Below are 18,788 nucleotides of genomic sequence, written 5' to 3'. Positions count from 1 at the left end.
TGCCACGCCGATTCTTAGGGCACAATCAGGGGAATTGGGCTCCCTTGCTGCCCGTTGAACCACCCCAGGGGGTGCCGTACTTGTTCAAGAAGAACCGACATGGGATTCAGGTCAAGACACCTGAACAGCTGGAGAAGATGCGCGAAGCGGGCCTGGTGGTGGGCCGTACGCTCCAGTTGCTGCGCGAGTCGGTGGAGCCCGGCCTGACGCCGCTCGACCTCGACGCCATCGCGGAGAAGTTCATCCGTTCGCAGGGTGCGGTGCCCTCCTTCAAGGGCTACCAGGGCTTTCCCGGGACGATTTGCGCTTCGGTCAACGATGAAGTCGTCCACGGAATCCCCCGGGATGCCCGAAAACTGCGCGAGGGCGACGTCATCTCCATCGACTGCGGCGCGATTCTCGACGGCTGGCACGGCGACGCGGCCATCACCGTGCCCGTCGGCGAGGTCGACCCCGCGCTCACCGAGCTGATGCGCGTGACGGAAGAGGCCATGTGGCGCGGCATCTCGGCGCTCACGGTCGGCCGTCGGCTCTCGGACATCGGCCACGAGATCGAGAGCTACGTTCGTTCTCAGCAGGGCACGTACGGAATTCCTCAGGAATACGGCGGGCACGGCATCGGCACGGAGATGCACATGGACCCGTGGGTGGCCAACCACGGTCGGCCGGGCAGAGGGCCGCGGTTCGAGGCCGGCATGTGTTTCGCGATCGAGCCGATGGTCAATCTCGGCACCGACAAGACCAAGGTGCTGGCCGACGATTGGACCGTTGTCACCATCGACGGAAAGGCTTCCGCGCACTTCGAGCACAGCGTGGCTGTGACACATAATGGACCTTGGGTGCTCACCGCTCTCGACGGCGGCGCCGAGCGCCTGTCGCTGCTTCTCGGAGAGGCGGCCAGACCCGGCACCGCCGGGCAGGGATAGGCCAGACGGGCCGGTCGCTGCCGGTCCTTGAGCGCGGGAGTGGATGGCGATGGCGTCTAGTCCGGAGATGAGGGCGTCTGACGCCGACCGTGACCGTGTCGCGGCGGTGCTTCGTGAGCACTACGCCGAGGGCAGGTTGAACGTCGAGGAGTTCGACGAGCGCCTGGACCAGGTCTACCGGTCGAAGACCCATGGCGAACTCGGCGTGCTGACCCGGGACCTGCCTCATGTCGATCTGCGGGCGTATACCGCACGGGCGACCGCCGTTCCGGAGAAGAAGTCGGAAAAGGACGGTGGCCTGAAGGGGGCATGGGCCATCTGGGCTATGGCGAGCGGAATCAACTGGGTCATCTGGTTGGCCGTCAGTCTGGGGACGTGGGAGGAGATTTTCCCGTGGCCGCTGTTGGTGATGGGGCCATGGGGTGTCGCTCTTCTGGTCTCTTCGATTGCAGGTCGCGGCAGAGACGATAAGTAGTCCAGCTGTTACTGGCCCGCAGAGGATCTACCTTTCGGTGGGCCGGTGTCGTGTTCGCCGAGGGCTAGGGCAAAAGACAGACTCTTTACTGCTGGTGACAGTTGCTCCGGATGTGCATGGGTAGTTGATCTTTATGGGGACATCACGGCTTAGTGGCTCCAGCCGTGTTCTCCGGGAATGGCCACCGTGCCCGCCTGGGCCCGCGTATCGGCGGTGCCGGGCCGCGACGGGCGGGCACGGTATCACCCCGGCTCTCATGTGACCATGAAGAGGAATCGCTCGGAATCTCGGGCCCGCAGGCGCTCTGACCGTCCGGTCCGTGGTGCCTGATCTGGCCGGGGCGGCCGTGGAGGCCGGGCCGGAGGGTGCCCGAGACGCACGGTGGCATTTTTTACCTAAGCACTGCGGTAGCATGCTAGGTGGCTGTGTACGCGGCTGCTGTTTGCCTCGCATTGAGGGCTCCAGTGGCGTACACTCCTTTGTCGGCTCACTATGACCATTGCGCGTCGGCAGCCTTGGCCGGCTGCCGCTCTCTCGAAGCGCGTGAGGTCGCGGCTGCGTAGTGATCCGATACCTCAGACGACCGATTCAGTGAAACGCGAGGGACATGCCCAAAAAAGACGGCGCCATCGAGATCGAGGGCACTGTGGTCGAGTCGCTCCCGAACGCTATGTTCCGGGTACAGCTCGACAACGGGCACAAGGTCCTGGCCCACATCAGCGGAAGGATGCGGATGCACTACATCCGGATTCTTCCCGACGACCGGGTTGTCGTCGAACTGAGCCCATATGACTTGAGTCGCGGGCGGATCGTCTACCGATACAAGTAAGCCTCCTTCCGGTGCTGCCGGCTGGAGGCCGCACTTTGGGGTTTGCGGCGGGAATCCGTGCGCGGCCCCGCCCGTGTGGATCCAACCAGTCTGAGGAAACGACAAGGACTATGAAGGTCAAGCCGAGCGTCAAGAAGATCTGTGACAAGTGCAAGGTGATTCGCCGTCACGGTCGCGTCATGGTGATCTGCGACAACCTGCGCCACAAGCAGCGTCAGGGCTGATTCGCGTCACGACAGGCCTCGCCTTTGAGTCCGCTCTTGTAGCGGACTCGACGCATGTGAGGCCAACAACGTAACACGTGTCACACTCGCGCAGGCGGTTCCCATATGTCGGGTTCCGTACCACGCGGGAGACCCCCGGTCGGAGGCCGGGGCCCTCGCCCCGGGCATGGGGAGGGGAAGTGAGGCGTAAGACCTCCGCCGAAACAAAGGAGAATGCCCGACCATGGCTCGCCTGGTTGGCGTCGACCTCCCCCGCGACAAGCGCGTGGAGATCGCTCTCACCTACATCTACGGCATCGGCCGTACCCGCGCCCAGGAGATCCTGGCGGCTACCGGTATCAGCCCGGACCTGCGCGTGCACCAGCTCGGCGACGCCGAGCTGGTTCCCATGCGTGACTACATCGAGGCCAACTTCAAGATCGAAGGTGACCTCCGCCGTGAGGTCCAGGCCGACATCCGGCGCAAGATCGAGATCGGGTGCTACCAGGGCATCCGGCACCGCAAGGGTCTCCCCGTCCACGGTCAGCGCACGCAGACGAACGCGCGCACCCGTAAGGGCAAGAAGAAGACCGTCGCAGGTAAGAAGAAGCCCGGCAAGAAGTGAGCCCTCTTTGCCTCTTGGCAGCGGGCCGTGCGTCGACCGCGCAGGCACGGTGTCCCCTCGGGGCCGCCGCCGCGCCGCACCATGGCCCGCCCACTGGGGCGAAGACCGCTCTGTAGTCCGCACGCAGGACCGACGACCTTTCGGAGATAGCGCTACATGCCTCCTAAGAGCCGCCAGGGTGCACCCAAGAAGGTGCGCCGCAAGGAAAAGAAGAACGTCGCTCACGGGCACGCCCACATCAAGAGCACGTTCAACAACACGATCGTTTCGATCACCGACCCGAGTGGGAACGTGATCTCCTGGGCCAGCGCCGGCCACGTCGGCTTCAAGGGCTCCCGCAAGTCCACGCCGTTCGCCGCGCAGATGGCGGCGGAGAACGCCGCCCGCCGCGCCATGGAGCACGGCATGCGCAAGGTCGACGTCTTCGTCAAGGGGCCGGGCTCCGGCCGCGAGACCGCGATCCGCTCGCTCCAGGCCACCGGCCTTGAGGTGGGTTCGATCCAGGACGTGACCCCCGTGCCGCACAACGGCTGCCGTCCGCCCAAGCGTCGTCGCGTTTGAGCCTCAGGAGATAGAGAGAAATGGCTCGTTACACCGGAGCGGACTGCAAGCTCTGCCGCCGTGAGAAGACCAAGCTCTTCCTCAAGGGCAAGAAGTGCGATTCCGCCAAGTGCCCCATCGAGATCCGTCCTTACCCGCCGGGTGAGCACGGCCGGGCTCGTCCCAAGGAGACGGAGTACCAGCTCCAGCTTCGTGAGAAGCAGAAGACCCGCCGGATCTACGGCATCCTCGAGAAGCAGTTCCGCAACTACTACGAGGAAGCCAACCGCAAGACCGGCAAGACCGGCGAGAACCTCCTCCAGATTCTGGAGAGCCGTCTCGACAACGTGGTCTTCCGCGCCGGTTTCGCGGAGTCGCGCGACGCCGCCCGCCAGCAGGTCCGTCACGGTCACATCACTGTGAACGGAAAGAAGGTGGACATCCCCTCGTACCGCGTGCGTGAGCATGACATCGTCGAGGTGCGTGACCGTGCGCGCAACCTGATGCCCTACGAGGTCGCCCGCGCGACCTCCGGCGACAAGACCATCCCGGCGTGGCTGGGCGTCGTTCCCGACGCCATGCGGGTGCTCGTGCACCAGCTCCCGGTCCGTCAGCAGATCGACACGCAGGTCCAGGAGCAGCTCATCGTCGAGCTCTACTCCAAGTAGACGCTCGTGGGCGCGCCCGTCCTCACCGGGTGGGCGCGCTCGGCGGGTGAGCGGCCTCGCCTTCGGCGCGGTCGCCGTTCGCAGTCCGGGTGGCGTCAAATAGCGGGCGCCACCTCGCCACCTCGCCTTTTCAAGGGGGAGAGACCACATGTTGATCGCTCAGCGTCCGGGTCTGCTCGAAGAGCAGATCGACGAGACCCGATCCAAGTTCGTCATCGAGCCGCTGGAGCCGGGCTTCGGTTACACCATCGGCAACTCGCTGCGCCGTACGCTGCTGTCGTCCATTCCGGGGGCAGCCGTCACGAGCATCCGCATTGAGGGTGTTCTGCACGAGTTCTCCACCGTGCCCGGGGTCAAGGAAGACGTCACCGACATCATCCTGAACCTCAAGGAGCTGGTCGTCTCCTCCGAGCACGACGAGCCCGTCGTGATGTACCTCCGCAAGCAGGGGCCCGGTGAGGTCACCGCCGCCGACATCGCGCCTCCGGCCGGTGTCGAGGTGCACAACCCCGAGCTGCGCATTGCCACGCTGAACGGCAAGGCGAAGCTGGAGATGGAGCTGACCGTCGAGCGCGGTCGGGGCTACGTCTCCGCGGCGCAGAACAAGCAGCCCGGCCAGGAGATCGGCCGCATTCCGATCGACTCGATCTACTCGCCGGTCCTCAAGGTCACCTACAAGGTCGAGGCGACCCGAGTCGAGCAGCGGACCGACTTCGACCGTCTGATCCTCGACGTCGAGACCAAGCCGTGCATGAAGCCGCGCGACGCCGTGGCCTCCGCCGGTAAGACCCTCGTCGAGCTGTTCGGTCTGGCCCGTGAGCTCAACGTCGAGGCCGAGGGCATCGACATCGGCCCCTCGCCGACGGACGCGGCCCTGGCCGCGGACCTGGCGCTGCCGATCGAGGAGCTCAACCTCACGGTCCGCTCCTACAACTGCCTCAAGCGCGAGGGCATCCACACCGTGGGTGAGCTCGTCGCCCGCAGCGAGCAGGACCTGCTCGACATCCGCAACTTCGGGGCCAAGTCCATCGAAGAGGTCAAGCAGAAGCTCCACGAGATGACGCTGTCCCTCAAGGACTCCCCGCCCGGATTCGACCCGAGCTCCGTCGCCGGCGACTACAGCGACGACGACGACAGCCGTTACGTCGAGACCGAGCAGTACTAGCAGTTCTGTTAAGGGAGGCCAGGCCGACCGCCCGGCCTCCCGCCCGACTCCGGTACCTCATACGGCCGGGGCGGGTCATCCCTCTAGGAGATCATCATGCCCAAGCCCACGAAGGGCGCGCGTCTCGGCGGCAGCCCGGCGCACCAGCGGCTGATCCTGGCCAACATGGCCACCCAGCTCTTCCAGCACGGCCGTATCCGCACGACGGAGACGAAGGCCAAGCGCCTGCGCCCGCTGGCCGAGCGTCTGATCACCAAGGCCAAGAAGGGCGACATCCACAACCGTCGCCTCGTGCTGACCGTGGTGAAGGACAAGGGTGTTGTGCACCACCTGTTCACCGAGATCGCGCCGCAGTTCGCCGAGCGTCCCGGTGGCTACACCCGCATCACCAAGATCGGCCAGCGCAAGGGCGACGCCGCGCCCATGGCGATCATCGAGCTGGTGACCGAGCCGCTCCGGGGCACCACCGTGACCCGCACCACGGCTCCGGCCGAGCCCGCCGAGGTCGAGGCCGAGGAGACGGCGCCCAAGGAGGCTGCGAGTGCCGAGGTTCCCGCGGCGGAGGCGGCCGAGGCCGCTCCCGCGGAGAGCGCGGAGAGCAAGAAGGCCGAGTCCTGATTTTTCGGGACTCGTGTAGGGATTTGGGTGTGCCCGGCCACTCCTCGCACGAGGAGGGCCGGGCACACCGGCGTTTGAGGGGGTGCCGGTTCGCGCGCGGTGCACGCGGCCGGTCGGGACGGCGCCGAGGGGCCGGAGGAGGCGAGAACGGTGAATGAGGTACGGCTGCGCCTGGATCTTGCCTATGACGGCACCGGCTTCTCCGGGTGGGCGCGTCAGCCGGGCCGCCGTACGGTCCAGGGCGAGATCGAGGCCGCGTTGGCGAGGATTCTCCGACTCGACCCCGGCCCGTCCCTGACTGTCGCCGGACGTACCGACGCAGGGGTGCACGCTCGTGGACAGGTGGCCCATGTGGACGTTGCGCCCGAAGCTCTTGAGGGGTTGGGCGATTCCGAGGCTGAGAGGCTTGGACGGCTTCTGAGGCGGTTCGCCGGACTCCTGCCCCCGGACATACGGATTTATCGCGTCACGTTCGCCCCCGAGGGGTTTGACGCGCGATTCTCTGCCCTGTCGCGCCGCTACGCGTATCGCGTCAGCGACGCCCCCGGCGGCATCGACCCCCTGCGGCGGCATGAGGTGCTCTGGCACCACCGCCCCCTCGACCTCACCCTCCTGAACCAGGGGGCCGCCGCGCTCCTCGGCGAGCACGACTTCGCGGCCTTCTGCAAGAAGCGTGACGGTGCCACCACCATTCGCGAGCTGCAGCGACTTGACTGGCATTGCGATCACGAGGGCCATCTCGTGGCCACCGTCGTCGCCGACGCGTTCTGCCATTCCATGGTCAGAGCCCTGGTCGGCTCACTGCTGTCCGTCGGCGACGGGCGCCGCCCCGCCGAGTGGCCGGGGCAGGTGCTGGCGGCAGCCGTACGCGACTCGGGGGTCAATGTCGCGCCCGCACACGGCCTGTGTCTGGAAGAGGTGCGTTACCCGCCGGCCGGTGAGTTGGCCGCACGGGCCGTGTCCACGCGGCGTGTGCGCACACTCGACGGCTGAGGCTCCCGCCGTACGGCATGGCCTCGCGGCGAGGCCGCACCGCGCGGTGGCGTGTCGGATCAGCCGGTGATGCGGCGTTCGAGGGCGACTGAGGTGTTGTCCCGGAAGGCGCTGCTCACCGTGCCCAGGGTCTTGTCCGTGGCGCTCGGCGTGTGCCCGTCGCTGTGGGTGGCGTAGCTGAAGACGATGTAGCGCCCCCACACGAAGCCCGAGGCATAGCCTCCGGCGATGTGCACGCGCTCGCCTCCGGACCCCTTTCTACCGGGCAGCCCGCGGAACCAGCGGTTGTCCTTGAAGTCCTTGGCGTCGTTGACCGTGCGGGCCGCCTCGTTGGTGGGGAGTACGGCGATGCCGGTGGTGACGGCGTATTTCTTCTTCTTGTCGACATATGTGGCCCGGATGACCCGGCTGCAGCGCTGCTGTGTCAATGCCTCGGCGAAGGGGCCGGTAGCGGCCTTGTCGCACTTGTCGGTCGTGTTGGTCTTGATGCGGACGAAGGCGACGTCGGCAAGCTTCACGGTCTTCTGGGGGAACACCTCGTCCAGGGTCATTTTGCGTGGGTCCGTGGACTCGGCGTCCAGCAGAGTGGTGCTCATTTCATAGGGTTCGGGCTGCTGCGGAGCCTCGTCGGGGGCGATCACGTCCTCTGGCGTACTCGGCATGGCGCTTTCCGCGCCGGAGGGGGACAGGGTGCGGAACGCGAAATAGCCGCCCGCGGTCAACCCCGCGACCAGCAGCGCGCCCGCCGCCGCGATCAGCGCGGTCCTGCCGCGCCCGCTCTCGGGGGCACGAGGGGCCGAGGGCAGGGGGGAGAGGCTCTGGGTGACGGTGTTGGGCGGGGTGAACGGCCCGCGGATCTCCGGTTGAGGTGAGCTCCGGTCGTCGGAGGCGCCCACGACAGTCACGACGGATAGATCGGACATGTCGTTGGACGGGGTGGGTTTGGGGTTGGCCTTGTCGGCCGGTCCGCCGCCGGGGCGGCCATTGGGGGATGCCGCCTCGCGGTCAGGAGGAATCGGCGGCATGGAGGGGTAACCGGTCGGCGGCTTCGCGGCGGCGCCGTTCGGTGTGCCGGGCCGCCCGTTGGCACCGGGTACGGCCGGCGGCCCCGGGATCGGGGGCGGCGGCGAGTCGCCGAGGGCGCCCGGTCGGCTGGGCGGGGTGCCTTGTTTGGGGGATCTCTTCGGCAGCGAGGGGGGCGAGCCCGGGGTGCCGTCCGCGCCTCCTTCGGCGCTTCCTTCCGCGTTTCGTTCGGTGCCTTGCTCAGCGCTTCGTTCGGCAGAGGAGCCGGCGGCCTCTGCGGTCGAGTCGGCCGCTATGGGCGGACCCATGGGACCGGTTGCGCCGCTCGCCCCCGCTTGGCCCGGGGGACGCGTCAGAGCGCGTGTCGTGTCGGGGTCGGCTTCGGGCGCAGGCGATCGGCCACCTTGCTGCGGGGTGGCGGGGCTGGGGCCGTCCGGGGCTTGGGGGTGGCCTGCGTGCGGGGCGGCGGGTCCGTCGCCGGGGGTGGGCGTCCCGGCGAGGTGGGTGCTCGGGGTCTGCTTAGGCGGGGCGCCGGGGATTGGATCTCCCTGGCCGCCGGGGGCGGGGGGCGGGCCGCCGGTGGAGGCACGCTGATGATCGTCGGGTGGGGGGGCGGGGTGAGGGCCGACCGGGCCGTCGACGGCGGGGGGATTGGGGCCGGGGGGGAGCTGGTTCAGGGCGGTGGGCACGGTGGCGCTGTCGGTGCCCGCGGATACGAGTGTCCCCGGTTCGGGCGGGTCGGCGGGAAGGGAGGGGGGCAGGCCCGGCTCGGGCAGGGCGCGAGCCCTGCCCTCGGCGCCCTCGGCACCCTCGGCACCCCCGGTGCCTGGAGCGTGGAGGTTCTGGCGGGGGCGGCCGTCGGGGTCCGGCCCCGGCGTCCCGGCCTGGCCGAACGGGGGGCTGACAGGCGGGGTGTTGGTGAATGGGGCGTTGGCGGGAGGTTCGTCCCGGACCACCTGTCCCTGGATGACCGGCGGATGGTGCTCTTCCTGCGTCGTGTCACGCGCAGGCTTGGGCATCTCGCTGGAGAGTACGGCGTCGGGCGGGATCGGCACGACCACGCCCGGCGGGAAGGCGGTCCCGACGATCGGCACGCTGACGGGGGAGTGCGAGTCCCACTCCTTGGGAGGGGTTCGCCCCGGGTCGGGCGGCCGGACCGAGGTGTCCGTAGGCTCCGCGTCCGGCGTGTTCCACGACGGCTCGGCGACAGGCTCGCCGGTCGCGGCGGGCCAGGGGCGCTCACCCGGCGAGTCCGGTGCCGTCGGCCAAATGCGCATGCCCGCGGCTGCGGCAGTGAACGCGGGCGGCGGCTGCCACGGCGGCGCTCCGGGGTCAGGGACGGCCTGCGGGCCGAAGGCCGGAGGCGGTGCCTGCCCGCCGCCCGGCGGTGGGGCGGTATTGACGGGGCCGTTCGCCGGGGACGAGGCGAACGGCATGCGTCTGTCGTCGGCGACGGGAGGGTGGGCCATACCGGCCGGATTGCCGCCGCTCTGCGGGCCCATCGGCATTGCGCCCTGGGGGAATGGGGGGGTGCCTCCAACACTCGGGCCATGTGGGGGCATAGGCGGGATGCTGGGGGTGGCGCCGCTCCCTCCGACGGGCGGCAGGGGCATGCCACCGGGCAGGTCGACGGGCAGGCCGACGGGCGGCACGGGGGGGTAGCCGGGCGGTGGGGTCGCACCTCCCGGCGCGCGAAGGGGCGGCGGGGGCGGCAGGGGCGGCGGGGGTGGCATGCCGTGCATGTCGCCAGGTGGCGCGGGGGGTGGCGCGGCCATGCCGATGGGCGGCATGGGGAACGTGCCGGGCATGGGGGGAGGGGAGGACAGGTCGTTGGGCGCGCCGGGGGGTGGTCCAGGTGCGTTCGCCGGTGGTGGGGAGGTAATGCCGGGGGCGTTGCCGGGCAAGGGGCCGGGCAGAGGCGGCATGCCGTACATGTCGGCGGGCTGGCCGGGGAGGCCGGGCACGGTGCCGGGTAGGGGCGGCATGCCGTGCATGTCGGCGGGTGGGGCGGGGGGCGGTACGGGAATGCCGGGGGCGCCGATGGGCGGCATGGGGGGTGGGGCGTGCAGGTTGCGGGGGGTGCTTGGGGGCAGGCTGGGCGCGTTCCCGTGGGGTGGGGAGGCGCTGCCGGGAGGGCCGGGGGGTGGCGCGGGCGGGGTGGGGGCGCCGGGAGGGCTGTGCCAGTCGTAGGCGACGGCTTCGCCGGGGGCGATCTCCCATGGTTGGGACTGCCCGAACGCGGGGGCAGCCGACGGGGTCACCTCCCCCGACGGAGCGGAGTGTTCGGTCCTGGGCGTCTTGGGGGACGTCTGGCCGAAGCTCGGCGGCGGTGTCGCCGACGCCGTTGTGCCTTCGGTATCGCGTTCCTGCTCAGACCCGGAATCCTGGCCACTCATACGGCGAAGCGTAGCGAGTGTCCTAGATCATCATGCCGGTATGCGCCTTTACAGGGTGGATTTGCGGGGGATTTGTCCGTGTAGCCGGGAGGCTCACTGGGGTGGTTTGCCGGTCAGGGTGCGTGAGTCGAGGGCCCGGAAAACGGTGAGTTCGGCGATGTCGACGGCAGCCTGGTTGAGCTGTTTGCGCTCGTTCTTGTCGGGAAGCCTCCCGTCTTTGAATTGGAACCACAGCATCACGGCGTAGTGTCCGTGTTTCCACACTCCCGCAATGGCTTCGCCGTCGCCGAGGGGCTTGGTGGCCTTGTCCTTGCCGGGCAGCGGCTTCACGTAGTCCTTGCGCTCCTTTCCCGCGCCGGCGGAGACGACCTTGGAGACGGCGGCGCTGTTGCGCATGTTCGCCACGCCGATCGTCCCAATGATCTTTCCGCTCTTGTCGCGGAAACTGGCCCGGATGACCTGAGTGCACTTGCCGTCGTTGACGGCCTTGGTGATTTTCGAGCCGGTGATGGCGCTCTTGCACTTCTTGTCGTGGCGGCGAACCGTCATCGTGTAGCTGCGCTTGTCGCGGGTGACCTTGGTCTTGCCGAAGGCCTCTTTCAGTGTGAGCGGGGACGGGTCGGTCGTACGCGAGGCGGCGTAGCCGTACTCGCCCCCGGGGCGCTGCGGAATGTCGGAGAGAGAGGGATTGGGCGTCGGCGAGGGAGACGCCGCGGGGGGCGTGGACGGTGTGTTGGCCAGGAAGGCCAGCCCGATGCCTCCGGCGACGAGAAGGCCGAACCCGCCGATGGCCAGGAAGATCGGGCGGCGTGAGCGCGGGCCTTCGTCGTAAGGACTCCACATGCCGGCCCGGGGCGGTGGCGGGCCCGCGTCCTCGGGGGAGCGACGGCGACCGATCTGCGGTGGTTCGGCGTCGGCGTCGGCGGACTCGGGCCGTCCGCCCATGGGACGCCCCTCCTGCTCACGGCCGCTCGGTGGCGCGTCGAACCATTGACCGGCTTCTGGATTGACGTACGGCTGGCGGCGCGGCGGTTCCCCGGGAAAACCCATGGGTGCGAGATTAGTAGCGATTTTCGGGGGCGCAGGTCACGAATACCCGAAGTCCTGGGTCCACCAGAGCCCTCCGGAGCCCTGTGCGATGCCCACGCCGATGGCGACCAGGCGGCAGTTGAGGATGTTGCGCCGGTGGCTGGCGCTCTCCATCCAGCCTTGTACGGCTTCGCGGGCGTTGGCATACCCTCGCCCGATGTTCTCGGCACCGCCATTGCGGTAGCCGGCGTCCTCCATGCGTTTCCAGGGCGTCGCGCCGTTGGGTGAATTGTGGGAGAACAAGCTGTACGCGGCCATCTCCGCCGAGTGCAGGCGGGCCGACTGCACCAGACGCGGCTCGATGCGCAGCGGGCGGCATCCTCGTTCGCGTCGGTGCTGGTTGGTGAGCCGTACGACTTCCGCCTCGACGGCCGGCCTGGCGGACGGGGTCACCGGCGTCTCTTCGTCGAGGGCCAGAGGCCCTCCGTGCCGGGAGGGGTCCGAAGGGCCGACGATGCCCGGGATGCTGTTGGCGAGCCGGTCCTTGGTGCGCTTCGGTGTCGGTGCGGGCCGCAGGGTGAGCTGGCTCTTTCCCGGCGTGGGGCGGGCGACGAGGCCGAGGGGTTCGCGTTCGAGCCGCCGCCCGGTGTTCGGCGCGGGGGTGGGCGAGGCGCTGGTGGGGGCGGCGTTGTTGAGGTAGACCTGGCTGCTGTTGTCGTCGTCGGAGAGGCTGAGACGGCCCAGGAGGATGCCCAGGAAGAGCACGGCGACCAAGCAGGCCAAGATACCCAGATGATTCCTTCTTCGGGTGATCCGCTGGGTATGCCGTGGGTGAGGGGTCTGCCACATACCGGAGTTAACGATAGAGATGTTCGGTCTGGGGGAAGAAGTAGATGCCCCTACCTGAAATGGAACTGTTCTGCTTGCCGCGCGTTCAACTGAGCCTCAGCGTCGATGAATGCGGGCTTTGCGTTGATCGTCCGGCGTTGGTGCGTGGTGAACATCACGCATCCCCCGGCGGGCTCGTTTTGACCCGACCCGGCGGAGGGCGATAGTCTGCACTTTCGTTGTGTGCGGATCGGTCCCTCGTGACCAATGCGCGGCGCGTCCGGCGTCTTCTCCCGTTCAGCGGAGACGGAGTGGTTCGGGCTGTCTCCTCGCCCGCATCCTCCGAACCTAGGCTGTCAGTTTCAGACAGCGCCCAGACGCGAGCAAAGAAGGCTTACGACCGTGCGTACGTACTCACCGAAGCCCGCCGACGTCCAGCGTCAGTGGTACGTCATCGACGCGACCGACGTCGTGCTCGGCCGGCTGGCCAGCCACGTCGCGGGCCTGCTGCGCGGCAAGCACAAGCCGATCTTCGCGCCCCACGTCGACACCGGTGACTTCGTCATCGTCATCAACGCCGACAAGGTCGCGCTGACCGGCAACAAGCTTGAGCAGAAGAAGGCTTACCGCCACTCGGGCTACCCGGGCGGTCTCCGTTCGGTGACCTACAGCGAGCTTATGGAGAAGCGGCCGGACCGGGCCGTGGAGAAGGCCGTCAAGGGCATGCTCCCCAAGAACTCCCTCGGCCGGAAGATGGCCAAGAAGCTGAAGGTCTACGCGGGGCCCAACCACCCCCACCAGGCACAGCAGCCCGTGCCGTTTGAGATCACCCAGATCGCCCAGTAGCGCCGAGATAGAGAGTTAGAGGAGAACCGTGGCCGAGCCCACCGGTATCGAGACGCCCACCGAAGGCGAGCCGGAGGAGTACTCCTCCGAGGAGTTCCCGACCGAGTACACCAGTGAGTCCGCGCCCGGCGCGGAGGCCGCCGTCCGCAAGCCCGTCACCACGGGCAACTCTTACGGCACCGGCCGCCGCAAGGAGGCCATCGCCCGGGTCCGCATCGTGCCGGGCACCGGCAAGTGGACCATCAACGGCCGCTCGCTGGACTCGTACTTCCCGAACAAGGTGCACCAGCAGATCGTCAACGAGCCCTTCGTCACCCTCGGTGCAGAAGAGGCCTTCGACGTGATCGCCCGCATCGACGGCGGCGGCGTGACCGGTCAGGCCGGTGCGCTGCGCATGGGCCTGTCCCGCGCGCTCTCCGTCCTGGATGTGGAGACCAACCGCCCGCCGCTGAAGAAGGCAGGCTTCCTGACCCGCGACGCGAGGGCCAAGGAGCGCAAGAAGTACGGCCTCAAGAAGGCCCGTAAGGCTCCTCAGTACAGCAAGCGTTGACGGGCCGCCTATTCGGCACCGACGGGGTGCGTGGGGTCGCGGGTCGCGACCTCACCGCGGAGCTGGCCATGGACCTCTCGGTCGCGGCCGCCCATGTCCTCGGCGATGCCGGCGCGTTCGACACGAGCACCGGGCGGCGTGGCCGCCCGGTGGCCGTCGTGGGCCGGGATCCGCGTGCCTCGGGGGAGTTCCTCGAAGCCGCCGTGGTCGCCGGCCTCGCGTCGTCGGGGGTCGATGTGCTCCGGCTCGGAGTGCTGCCGACGCCCGCCGTCGCGCACCTCACCGCAGCGCTCGGCGCCGACCTCGGGGTCATGCTGTCGGCCTCCCACAATCCCGCGCCGGACAACGGCGTCAAGTTCTTCGCCCGAGGCGGCCGGAAGCTGCCCGACGCGGTGGAGGACGAGATCGAGCAGCGGCTCGGCGAGCAGCGTCTCGGGGGGAAGTGGGACAGGCCCGTCGGCTCGGCCGTCGGCCGGGTGCGGGAGGCGTACGGCGAGGCCGAACGCTACATCGCGCACCTGCTCACCACGCTGCCCGGCCGTCTCGACGGCCTCAACGTGGTGATCGACTGCGCCCACGGCGCGGCCCACGTGGTCGCCCCTGAGGCGCTCCTGCGGGCCGGGGCCACCGTGGAGGCCATCGGGGCACGCCCCGACGGGCTCAACATCAACGACGGCCACGGCTCGACCCATCTGGACAAGCTTCGACAGGTCGTCGTCTCGCGCGGCGCCGATGTCGGCATCGCCTACGACGGTGACGCCGACCGGTGCCTGGCGGTCACCCACACCGGGGAGATCATCGACGGCGACCAGATCATGGCGGTGCTCGCCCTCGCCATGCACGCCGAGGGCAGGCTGGTCAAGGACACGGTGGTGGCGACCGTGATGTCCAACCTCGGGTTCCGGATCGCGCTGCGCGAGGCCGGCCTGACGTTGGTCGAGACCGGGGTGGGCGACCGCTACGTCCTTGAGGCCATGAAGGCCGGCGGGTTCAACCTCGGCGGTGAGCAGTCGGGCCATGTGGTGATGCTCGACCACGCCACCACCGGCGACGGGGTGCTGACGTCGCTTCACCTGCTCGCGGAGGTGGCGAGGTCGGGCCGGTCGCTCGCCGAGCTGGCGTCGGTCATGACACGGCTGCCGCAGGTGCTGGTGAACGTGCGCGACGTGTCCAAGGCCAGGGTCGCCGAGTCGGCGGAGCTGGCCGAGGCGGTCGCCGCGGCCGAGGCCGAGCTGGGTGACACCGGCAGGGTGCTCATCAGGCCGAGCGGCACCGAGCCCATGGTCCGCGTCATGGTGGAGGCCACCTCGCAGGAGCAGGCCGAGCGGGTCGCGCAGCGGCTCGCCGAGGTCGTGCGCTCGTCCTGCGTCTGATGCTCTGACGTCGGCGGTCTTTGGAGCGCTCCCCGCGCCCATGGCCGTACGGCACGTGCCACGGAAGCGGCGGTCCGGATGGACCGCCGCTTCCGTGTGCCGAGGCCGTGCCGAGGGCTGTGGGGTCCCTGTGGGGTCCCGGTGGTCACTCGTCCCCGGTGAACGAGAAGCGGCTGAGCCGCGTCCCGGCCCACACCACTCCGACCACCGTGACGATGGCCAGGGCGGGAAGGGAGAAGGCGAGCGTGGTCTCCACGTCGATCCTCTCGGAGGTGGACAGCCAGTCGGTGACGGACTGCGCCCACTGCTGGATCGAGAACCTCCGCGCGCCCGGCACGAAGTTGCCCACCAGGCCTTCCCACACCAGTGCGTAGGTGATGCCGATCGTCACCGCGTGTCGGGTGACGACGCCGAGCGCCAGGAACAGCGCCGCGTAGGCGATGCCGCCGGCCAGGGCACCGACTGCGAAACCGACCGCGATGTCGGCTTCGAAGCCGACCATCAGCCAGGCCGCGACGAAGGTCGGTACGGCGGCGAACAGCGCGAGCAGGGAGACCGCGACGGCGAACTTGGTGCGGACGATGACGGGGCGTGAGATCGGTTTGGACAGCAGGTGGGTGATCGTGCCGTCGTCGATCTCGGGCGCGATGACTCCGGTGCCGGCGATCAGGCCGAGCAGGGGGAGCATCATGCCGATCGCGAAGTTCTGCATGAGCAGGACCACCGACCGGTGGTCGGCGCTGTCGATGCTTCGCAGGAGGATGGCCAGGCCGATGAGCACGGCGGGCAGCAGGATCAGCATCCAGATGCGCCGCCTGCCGAGCAGCGCGCGGTAGGTGATCCCGGCGATCACGGTGTTCATCAGGTGCTCCGGGTGATGAGGTAGGAGAAGACGCTTTCGAGGTCTTCGTCGGCGGGTGCGACCTGCCAGACGCGCACCCCGTGGTCGCGGGCGACGCGGGGGAGCAGCCAGGTGAACCGGCGGAAGTCGATCGCCTGCACCTCCAGCCCGCCCGGAGTGAGCGCGACCGCGCCCGAGGAGCCGTCGGCGATCAGCGCGGCGGCGAGTTTCCTGTCGTCGCTGGACTTGATGACGAACAGGTGCGGCCGGTCGGTCATGCGTCTGCGGATCTCCCGGAAGTCGCCGGAGGCGGCGTGGCGTCCTGCGACGAGCACCTCGATCTGCTGCGCCACCCGCTCGACCTCTTCGAGGATGTGGGAGCTGAACAGGATGGTCTTGCCCTGCGCGCCCATGGCGCGGATGAGGTCCATGAGGTGGAGCCGCTGCCGGGGGTCCATGCCGTTGAAGGGCTCGTCCAGCAGGAGCACCTGGGGCTCGTGTACCAGGGCGGCGGCGACCTTGACCCGTTGGCGCATGCCTTTGGAGTAGGTCTCCACCTTGCGGTCCTTCGCCGCCTCCATGTCGACGGTGGCGAGGGCTTTCAACGCGGCGTCCTCGGGGTTGGGGAGTTTGTGGAGCCGCGCGCTGGACAGCACGAACTGCCACCCGGTGAGGAAGCCGTAGACACCCTCGCGCTCAGGAACAAGCCCGATAGAGCGATAGACGTCATGATGGCGCCAGATCTGGGTGCCGTTGAGGGTGGCGGTGCCGCCCGAGGGCGCGAGGAACCCGGCCATCATGTGGAGCAGGGTCGACTTGCCGGCGCCGTTCGGGCCGAGCAGACCGGTCACCCCCGGACCGATCGTCATGGAGACGTCGTTGACGGCGACGACATTGCCGTACCACCGCGAGACCTGGCGCAGCTCGATGACTGCTGGCGCGGCGGCCGGACGCTGTCCGGCGGGGGATGGAGCAGTGGCCTGGCTCATGCGGAGGCCGCCTTCCGATAGCGGGCGAGCATCGCGGTGACGGAGAGCACGATCAAGACGAGTACGGCGAGGGCCGACACGGGGCCGCCGAGGCCGTCCGGATAGGGCGTCAGGCCCGCGCCGCTCTCGCCCGTGATCCACGTCTGTGCGGAGTTGACCAGGAAGAACGGGTTGAGAAGCTGTGCCCATGCCGCCTCGTCGTCGCGGCTCATCGACAGCAGCACCCCGGTGAGCACGCCGGACACGGCCGAGGTCAGCAGGTAGAAGCCGATCACCGAGGCGACGCCGAGCCCCCGTCGTGGCGTGAAGGAGGAGATCGTCACCCCGAGCGAGGCCAGCAGCACGGCGTAGACGACTGCCGACACCATCGACCCCACGTAGCCGGACGTGTTGGGCGGGCCGGGCATGTCGATCACGAGTTCACCGATGAACACCGCGGTGATGGGGATCGCGATCAGCATGGCGAGCGCGATGGACATGGCTCCGAGCTTGGCGGCGACGTAGTCGCGCGGGGTCACCGGGCGCGACAGGTAGAGCGGAAGGATCCGGAAGCGCAGGTCCGGGGCGACGAGGTAGGGCGACTGGGAGGCCACGAAGATGGCCAGGAGCACCTGCATCATGATCGCGTAGTCCGAATAGGTGATCATGTTCCGCTGGAGGAGGGCCATCGTCGCGATGGACACGACCGCGGGCAGCATCATCACGCCGAACAGCACGAACGGAATGATTTTCGAGCGCGCCGTACGGCCCAGGCCGAACACGCCGCGCAGGCTGTGCAGCATCAGCGCCCTGATCGTGTAGCCCCGGCCGTGCCGTGCTCCGTCGTAGTGGCGGTATCCGATGTCGTGAATGACACCAGTGGGGGCGGGCTCAGACATGGGCGTTCTCCCGGAAGACGTCCTCGATGCGCTGCCGGCCCTGTTCCAGGCGGACGAGGTTGAGGGAAAGGTCGCACACGGCGTCGCGGACGGCGTCGAAGGTCTCGTCGCCGCGGACGCTGAGCAGAAGCAGTCTGCCGTGCACGGTGACGGTCTCGCCGAGTTCGGTGAGGCGGGCCGCCAGCGGCTCCTGGCCCTCCTCGACCTCCACGGTGATCGTCTGGGTGGCCTGGGTGAAGTCGCCGATGTCGGACGAGCGCAGCAGCCTGCCGCCGTCGATCACGATCACGTGGTCGCAGACCCGCTCCAGCTCCCCCAGCAGGTGCGAGGTGACGAGCACGCTGATGCCGAACTCCGTGCCGATGCGCCGGATCAGGGCCAGCATCTCGTCGCGGCCCTGCGGATCGAGGCCGTTGGTGGGCTCGTCGAGGAAGACGAGCTTGGGGTCGTGGACGAGGGCCTGGGCGAGTTTGACCCGCTGGCGCATGCCCGTGGAGTAGCCCCCGATGGCGCGGTAGCGCTCCTCGTAGAGGCCGACGTGGCGCAGCACGTCGGCCGCGCGTTCACGGGCGGCCGCGCGCGGCAGGCCGGACATCTGGCCCATGTGCACGACGAATTCGGTGGCGGAGATGTCCGGCGGGAGGCATTCGTGCTCGGGCATGTAGCCCGTGACCCGGCGGATCTCCGGGCCCTGCGTCGCGATGTCCATCCCCAGCACGCGCCCCGTGCCCTCGGTGGGCTCGACCAGTCCGAGAAGGATCTTGATCAACGTGGATTTGCCCGCGCCGTTCGCACCCACCAGACCGGTCACGCCGGGCCCCACGTTCACCGACAGCCGGTCAAGCGCGGTGACCTGGGGGAAGCGCTTGGTCAGCCCCTCGGTGGTGAGAATCGTCATGGTCGGACCCTATCTGGGGGTTCGCAGTGTCGCCTCCGCCGAATGGATGAGTTGCGACACCGGAATTCTCCTCCCCGAACCGGGTGATATTCCCT

The 18,788-nt window shown here is 68.7% G+C and carries 20 protein-coding genes; 13 read left to right on the top strand and 7 right to left on the bottom strand.

Annotated features, from left to right (window positions below; genetic code table 11):
• The first annotated feature begins 80 nt into the window (after window positions 1-80).
• From map to truA, 10 genes are all read left to right on the top strand, one after another.
• On the top strand, window positions 81-926 hold the full coding sequence (gene map / locus BLQ73_RS18620) for a type I methionyl aminopeptidase (protein ID WP_093171782.1): 846 nt from the start codon (window positions 81-83) through the stop codon (window positions 924-926).
• Between the two features lie 67 nt (window positions 927-993).
• The gene (locus BLQ73_RS18615) at window positions 994-1,401 is read left to right on the top strand and encodes a DUF1707 SHOCT-like domain-containing protein (protein ID WP_245691181.1); all 408 of its coding nucleotides are present in this window, start codon (window positions 994-996) and stop codon (window positions 1,399-1,401) included.
• Window positions 1,402-2,008: 607 nt separating this feature from the next.
• Window positions 2,009-2,230, top strand: a complete 222-nt coding sequence (gene infA, locus BLQ73_RS18610; RefSeq protein WP_093171747.1) for a translation initiation factor IF-1 — start codon at window positions 2,009-2,011, stop codon at window positions 2,228-2,230.
• A 110-nt stretch (window positions 2,231-2,340) separates the two neighbouring features.
• Window positions 2,341-2,454 (top strand): 50S ribosomal protein L36, encoded by a 114-nt coding sequence (gene rpmJ / locus BLQ73_RS18605; protein ID WP_003956441.1) that lies wholly within the window; start codon window positions 2,341-2,343, stop codon window positions 2,452-2,454.
• 223 nt (window positions 2,455-2,677) lie between these two features.
• Window positions 2,678-3,058 carry a 30S ribosomal protein S13 gene (gene rpsM / locus BLQ73_RS18600; RefSeq protein WP_093171746.1) on the top strand — a complete coding sequence of 127 codons (381 nt, stop codon included), beginning with the start codon at window positions 2,678-2,680 and terminating at the stop codon, window positions 3,056-3,058.
• A gap of 156 nt (window positions 3,059-3,214) precedes the next feature.
• Window positions 3,215-3,619 carry a 30S ribosomal protein S11 gene (gene rpsK / locus BLQ73_RS18595; RefSeq protein ID WP_012887860.1) on the top strand — a complete coding sequence of 135 codons (405 nt, stop codon included), beginning with the start codon at window positions 3,215-3,217 and terminating at the stop codon, window positions 3,617-3,619.
• A 20-nt stretch (window positions 3,620-3,639) separates the two neighbouring features.
• Window positions 3,640-4,266: a 30S ribosomal protein S4 gene (gene rpsD / locus BLQ73_RS18590; protein ID WP_093171745.1), complete on the top strand. Its 627-nt coding sequence runs from the start codon at window positions 3,640-3,642 to the stop codon at window positions 4,264-4,266.
• Window positions 4,267-4,414: 148 nt separating this feature from the next.
• Window positions 4,415-5,431 carry a DNA-directed RNA polymerase subunit alpha gene (locus tag BLQ73_RS18585; protein WP_093171744.1) on the top strand — a complete coding sequence of 339 codons (1,017 nt, stop codon included), beginning with the start codon at window positions 4,415-4,417 and terminating at the stop codon, window positions 5,429-5,431.
• 96 nt (window positions 5,432-5,527) lie between these two features.
• Window positions 5,528-6,049 (top strand): 50S ribosomal protein L17, encoded by a 522-nt coding sequence (gene rplQ, locus BLQ73_RS18580; RefSeq protein ID WP_093171743.1) that lies wholly within the window; start codon window positions 5,528-5,530, stop codon window positions 6,047-6,049.
• A 150-nt stretch (window positions 6,050-6,199) separates the two neighbouring features.
• Window positions 6,200-7,042 (top strand): tRNA pseudouridine(38-40) synthase TruA, encoded by an 843-nt coding sequence (gene truA / locus BLQ73_RS18575; RefSeq protein WP_093171780.1) that lies wholly within the window; start codon window positions 6,200-6,202, stop codon window positions 7,040-7,042.
• 59 nt (window positions 7,043-7,101) lie between these two features.
• Here the strand turns inward: truA and BLQ73_RS34645 are convergent, their stop codons facing one another.
• From BLQ73_RS34645 to BLQ73_RS18560, 3 genes are all read right to left on the bottom strand, one after another.
• Window positions 7,102-10,461, bottom strand: coding sequence for a hypothetical protein (locus BLQ73_RS34645; protein WP_143020325.1), 3,360 nt, complete (start codon window positions 10,459-10,461; stop codon window positions 7,102-7,104).
• 93 nt (window positions 10,462-10,554) lie between these two features.
• Window positions 10,555-11,511, bottom strand: a complete 957-nt coding sequence (locus tag BLQ73_RS18565; RefSeq protein ID WP_143020324.1) for a hypothetical protein — start codon at window positions 11,509-11,511, stop codon at window positions 10,555-10,557.
• A 36-nt stretch (window positions 11,512-11,547) separates the two neighbouring features.
• Window positions 11,548-12,255, bottom strand: coding sequence for a CAP domain-containing protein (locus BLQ73_RS18560; RefSeq protein ID WP_245691182.1), 708 nt, complete (start codon window positions 12,253-12,255; stop codon window positions 11,548-11,550).
• 465 nt (window positions 12,256-12,720) lie between these two features.
• Between BLQ73_RS18560 and rplM the strand changes: the two genes are divergently transcribed.
• Genes rplM through glmM form a run of 3 tightly spaced genes read left to right on the top strand, consistent with a single transcriptional unit; the run spans window position 12,721 to window position 15,087 of the window.
• Window positions 12,721-13,164, top strand: coding sequence for a 50S ribosomal protein L13 (gene rplM, locus BLQ73_RS18555; protein WP_093171739.1), 444 nt, complete (start codon window positions 12,721-12,723; stop codon window positions 13,162-13,164).
• Between the two features lie 28 nt (window positions 13,165-13,192).
• Window positions 13,193-13,714: a 30S ribosomal protein S9 gene (gene rpsI, locus BLQ73_RS18550; RefSeq protein WP_093171738.1), complete on the top strand. Its 522-nt coding sequence runs from the start codon at window positions 13,193-13,195 to the stop codon at window positions 13,712-13,714.
• Window positions 13,711-15,087 (top strand): phosphoglucosamine mutase, encoded by a 1,377-nt coding sequence (glmM, locus tag BLQ73_RS18545; protein WP_093171737.1) that lies wholly within the window; start codon window positions 13,711-13,713, stop codon window positions 15,085-15,087. The genes rpsI and glmM overlap by 4 nt, the downstream gene beginning before the upstream one ends.
• Before the next feature lie 145 nt (window positions 15,088-15,232).
• Here glmM and BLQ73_RS18540 read toward each other — a convergent pair whose 3' ends face one another.
• The 4 genes from BLQ73_RS18540 to BLQ73_RS18525 are packed head-to-tail and all read right to left on the bottom strand — an operon-like array spanning window position 15,233 to window position 18,693.
• Window positions 15,233-15,949: an ABC transporter permease gene (locus BLQ73_RS18540; protein WP_093171736.1), complete on the bottom strand. Its 717-nt coding sequence runs from the start codon at window positions 15,947-15,949 to the stop codon at window positions 15,233-15,235.
• Window positions 15,949-16,917 (bottom strand): ABC transporter ATP-binding protein, encoded by a 969-nt coding sequence (locus BLQ73_RS18535; protein WP_093171735.1) that lies wholly within the window; start codon window positions 16,915-16,917, stop codon window positions 15,949-15,951. Before BLQ73_RS18535 ends, BLQ73_RS18540 begins: the two co-directional genes overlap by 1 nt.
• A complete protein-coding gene (locus BLQ73_RS18530) occupies window positions 16,914-17,795 on the bottom strand; it encodes an ABC transporter permease subunit (protein WP_093171734.1) in 882 nt (293 codons plus the stop codon). Before BLQ73_RS18530 ends, BLQ73_RS18535 begins: the two co-directional genes overlap by 4 nt.
• A complete protein-coding gene (locus BLQ73_RS18525; RefSeq protein WP_093171733.1) occupies window positions 17,788-18,693 on the bottom strand; it encodes an ABC transporter ATP-binding protein in 906 nt (301 codons plus the stop codon). Before BLQ73_RS18525 ends, BLQ73_RS18530 begins: the two co-directional genes overlap by 8 nt.
• Window positions 18,694-18,788 lie beyond the last annotated feature (95 nt).

Origin of the sequence: Sinosporangium album (genome assembly GCF_900100605.1) — a bacterium.
GTDB classification, from domain to species: domain Bacteria; phylum Actinomycetota; class Actinomycetes; order Streptosporangiales; family Streptosporangiaceae; genus Sinosporangium; species Sinosporangium album.
The sequence above is the reverse complement of the archived record's forward strand: the minus strand, read 5'-3'. Positions and strand labels throughout refer to the sequence as shown.

Bases quoted from the DNA above. Each gene is read 5' to 3' on its own strand.
- BLQ73_RS18615 (WP_245691181.1), top strand. From the start codon at position 994: ATGAGGGCGTCTGACGCCGACCGTGACCGTGTCGCGGCGGTGCTTCGT.
- infA (WP_093171747.1), top strand. From the start codon at position 2,009: ATGCCCAAAAAAGACGGCGCCATCGAGATCGAGGGCACTGTGGTCGAG.
- rpmJ (WP_003956441.1), top strand. From the start codon at position 2,341: ATGAAGGTCAAGCCGAGCGTCAAGAAGATCTGTGACAAGTGCAAGGTG.
- rpsM (WP_093171746.1), top strand. From the start codon at position 2,678: ATGGCTCGCCTGGTTGGCGTCGACCTCCCCCGCGACAAGCGCGTGGAG.
- rpsK (WP_012887860.1), top strand. From the start codon at position 3,215: ATGCCTCCTAAGAGCCGCCAGGGTGCACCCAAGAAGGTGCGCCGCAAG.
- rpsD (WP_093171745.1), top strand. From the start codon at position 3,640: ATGGCTCGTTACACCGGAGCGGACTGCAAGCTCTGCCGCCGTGAGAAG.
- BLQ73_RS18585 (WP_093171744.1), top strand. From the start codon at position 4,415: ATGTTGATCGCTCAGCGTCCGGGTCTGCTCGAAGAGCAGATCGACGAG.
- rplQ (WP_093171743.1), top strand. From the start codon at position 5,528: ATGCCCAAGCCCACGAAGGGCGCGCGTCTCGGCGGCAGCCCGGCGCAC.
- BLQ73_RS34645 (WP_143020325.1), bottom strand. From the start codon at position 10,461: ATGAGTGGCCAGGATTCCGGGTCTGAGCAGGAACGCGATACCGAAGGC.
- BLQ73_RS18565 (WP_143020324.1), bottom strand. From the start codon at position 11,511: ATGGGTTTTCCCGGGGAACCGCCGCGCCGCCAGCCGTACGTCAATCCA.
- BLQ73_RS18540 (WP_093171736.1), bottom strand. From the start codon at position 15,949: ATGAACACCGTGATCGCCGGGATCACCTACCGCGCGCTGCTCGGCAGG.
- BLQ73_RS18535 (WP_093171735.1), bottom strand. From the start codon at position 16,917: ATGAGCCAGGCCACTGCTCCATCCCCCGCCGGACAGCGTCCGGCCGCC.
- BLQ73_RS18530 (WP_093171734.1), bottom strand. From the start codon at position 17,795: ATGTCTGAGCCCGCCCCCACTGGTGTCATTCACGACATCGGATACCGC.
- BLQ73_RS18525 (WP_093171733.1), bottom strand. From the start codon at position 18,693: ATGACGATTCTCACCACCGAGGGGCTGACCAAGCGCTTCCCCCAGGTC.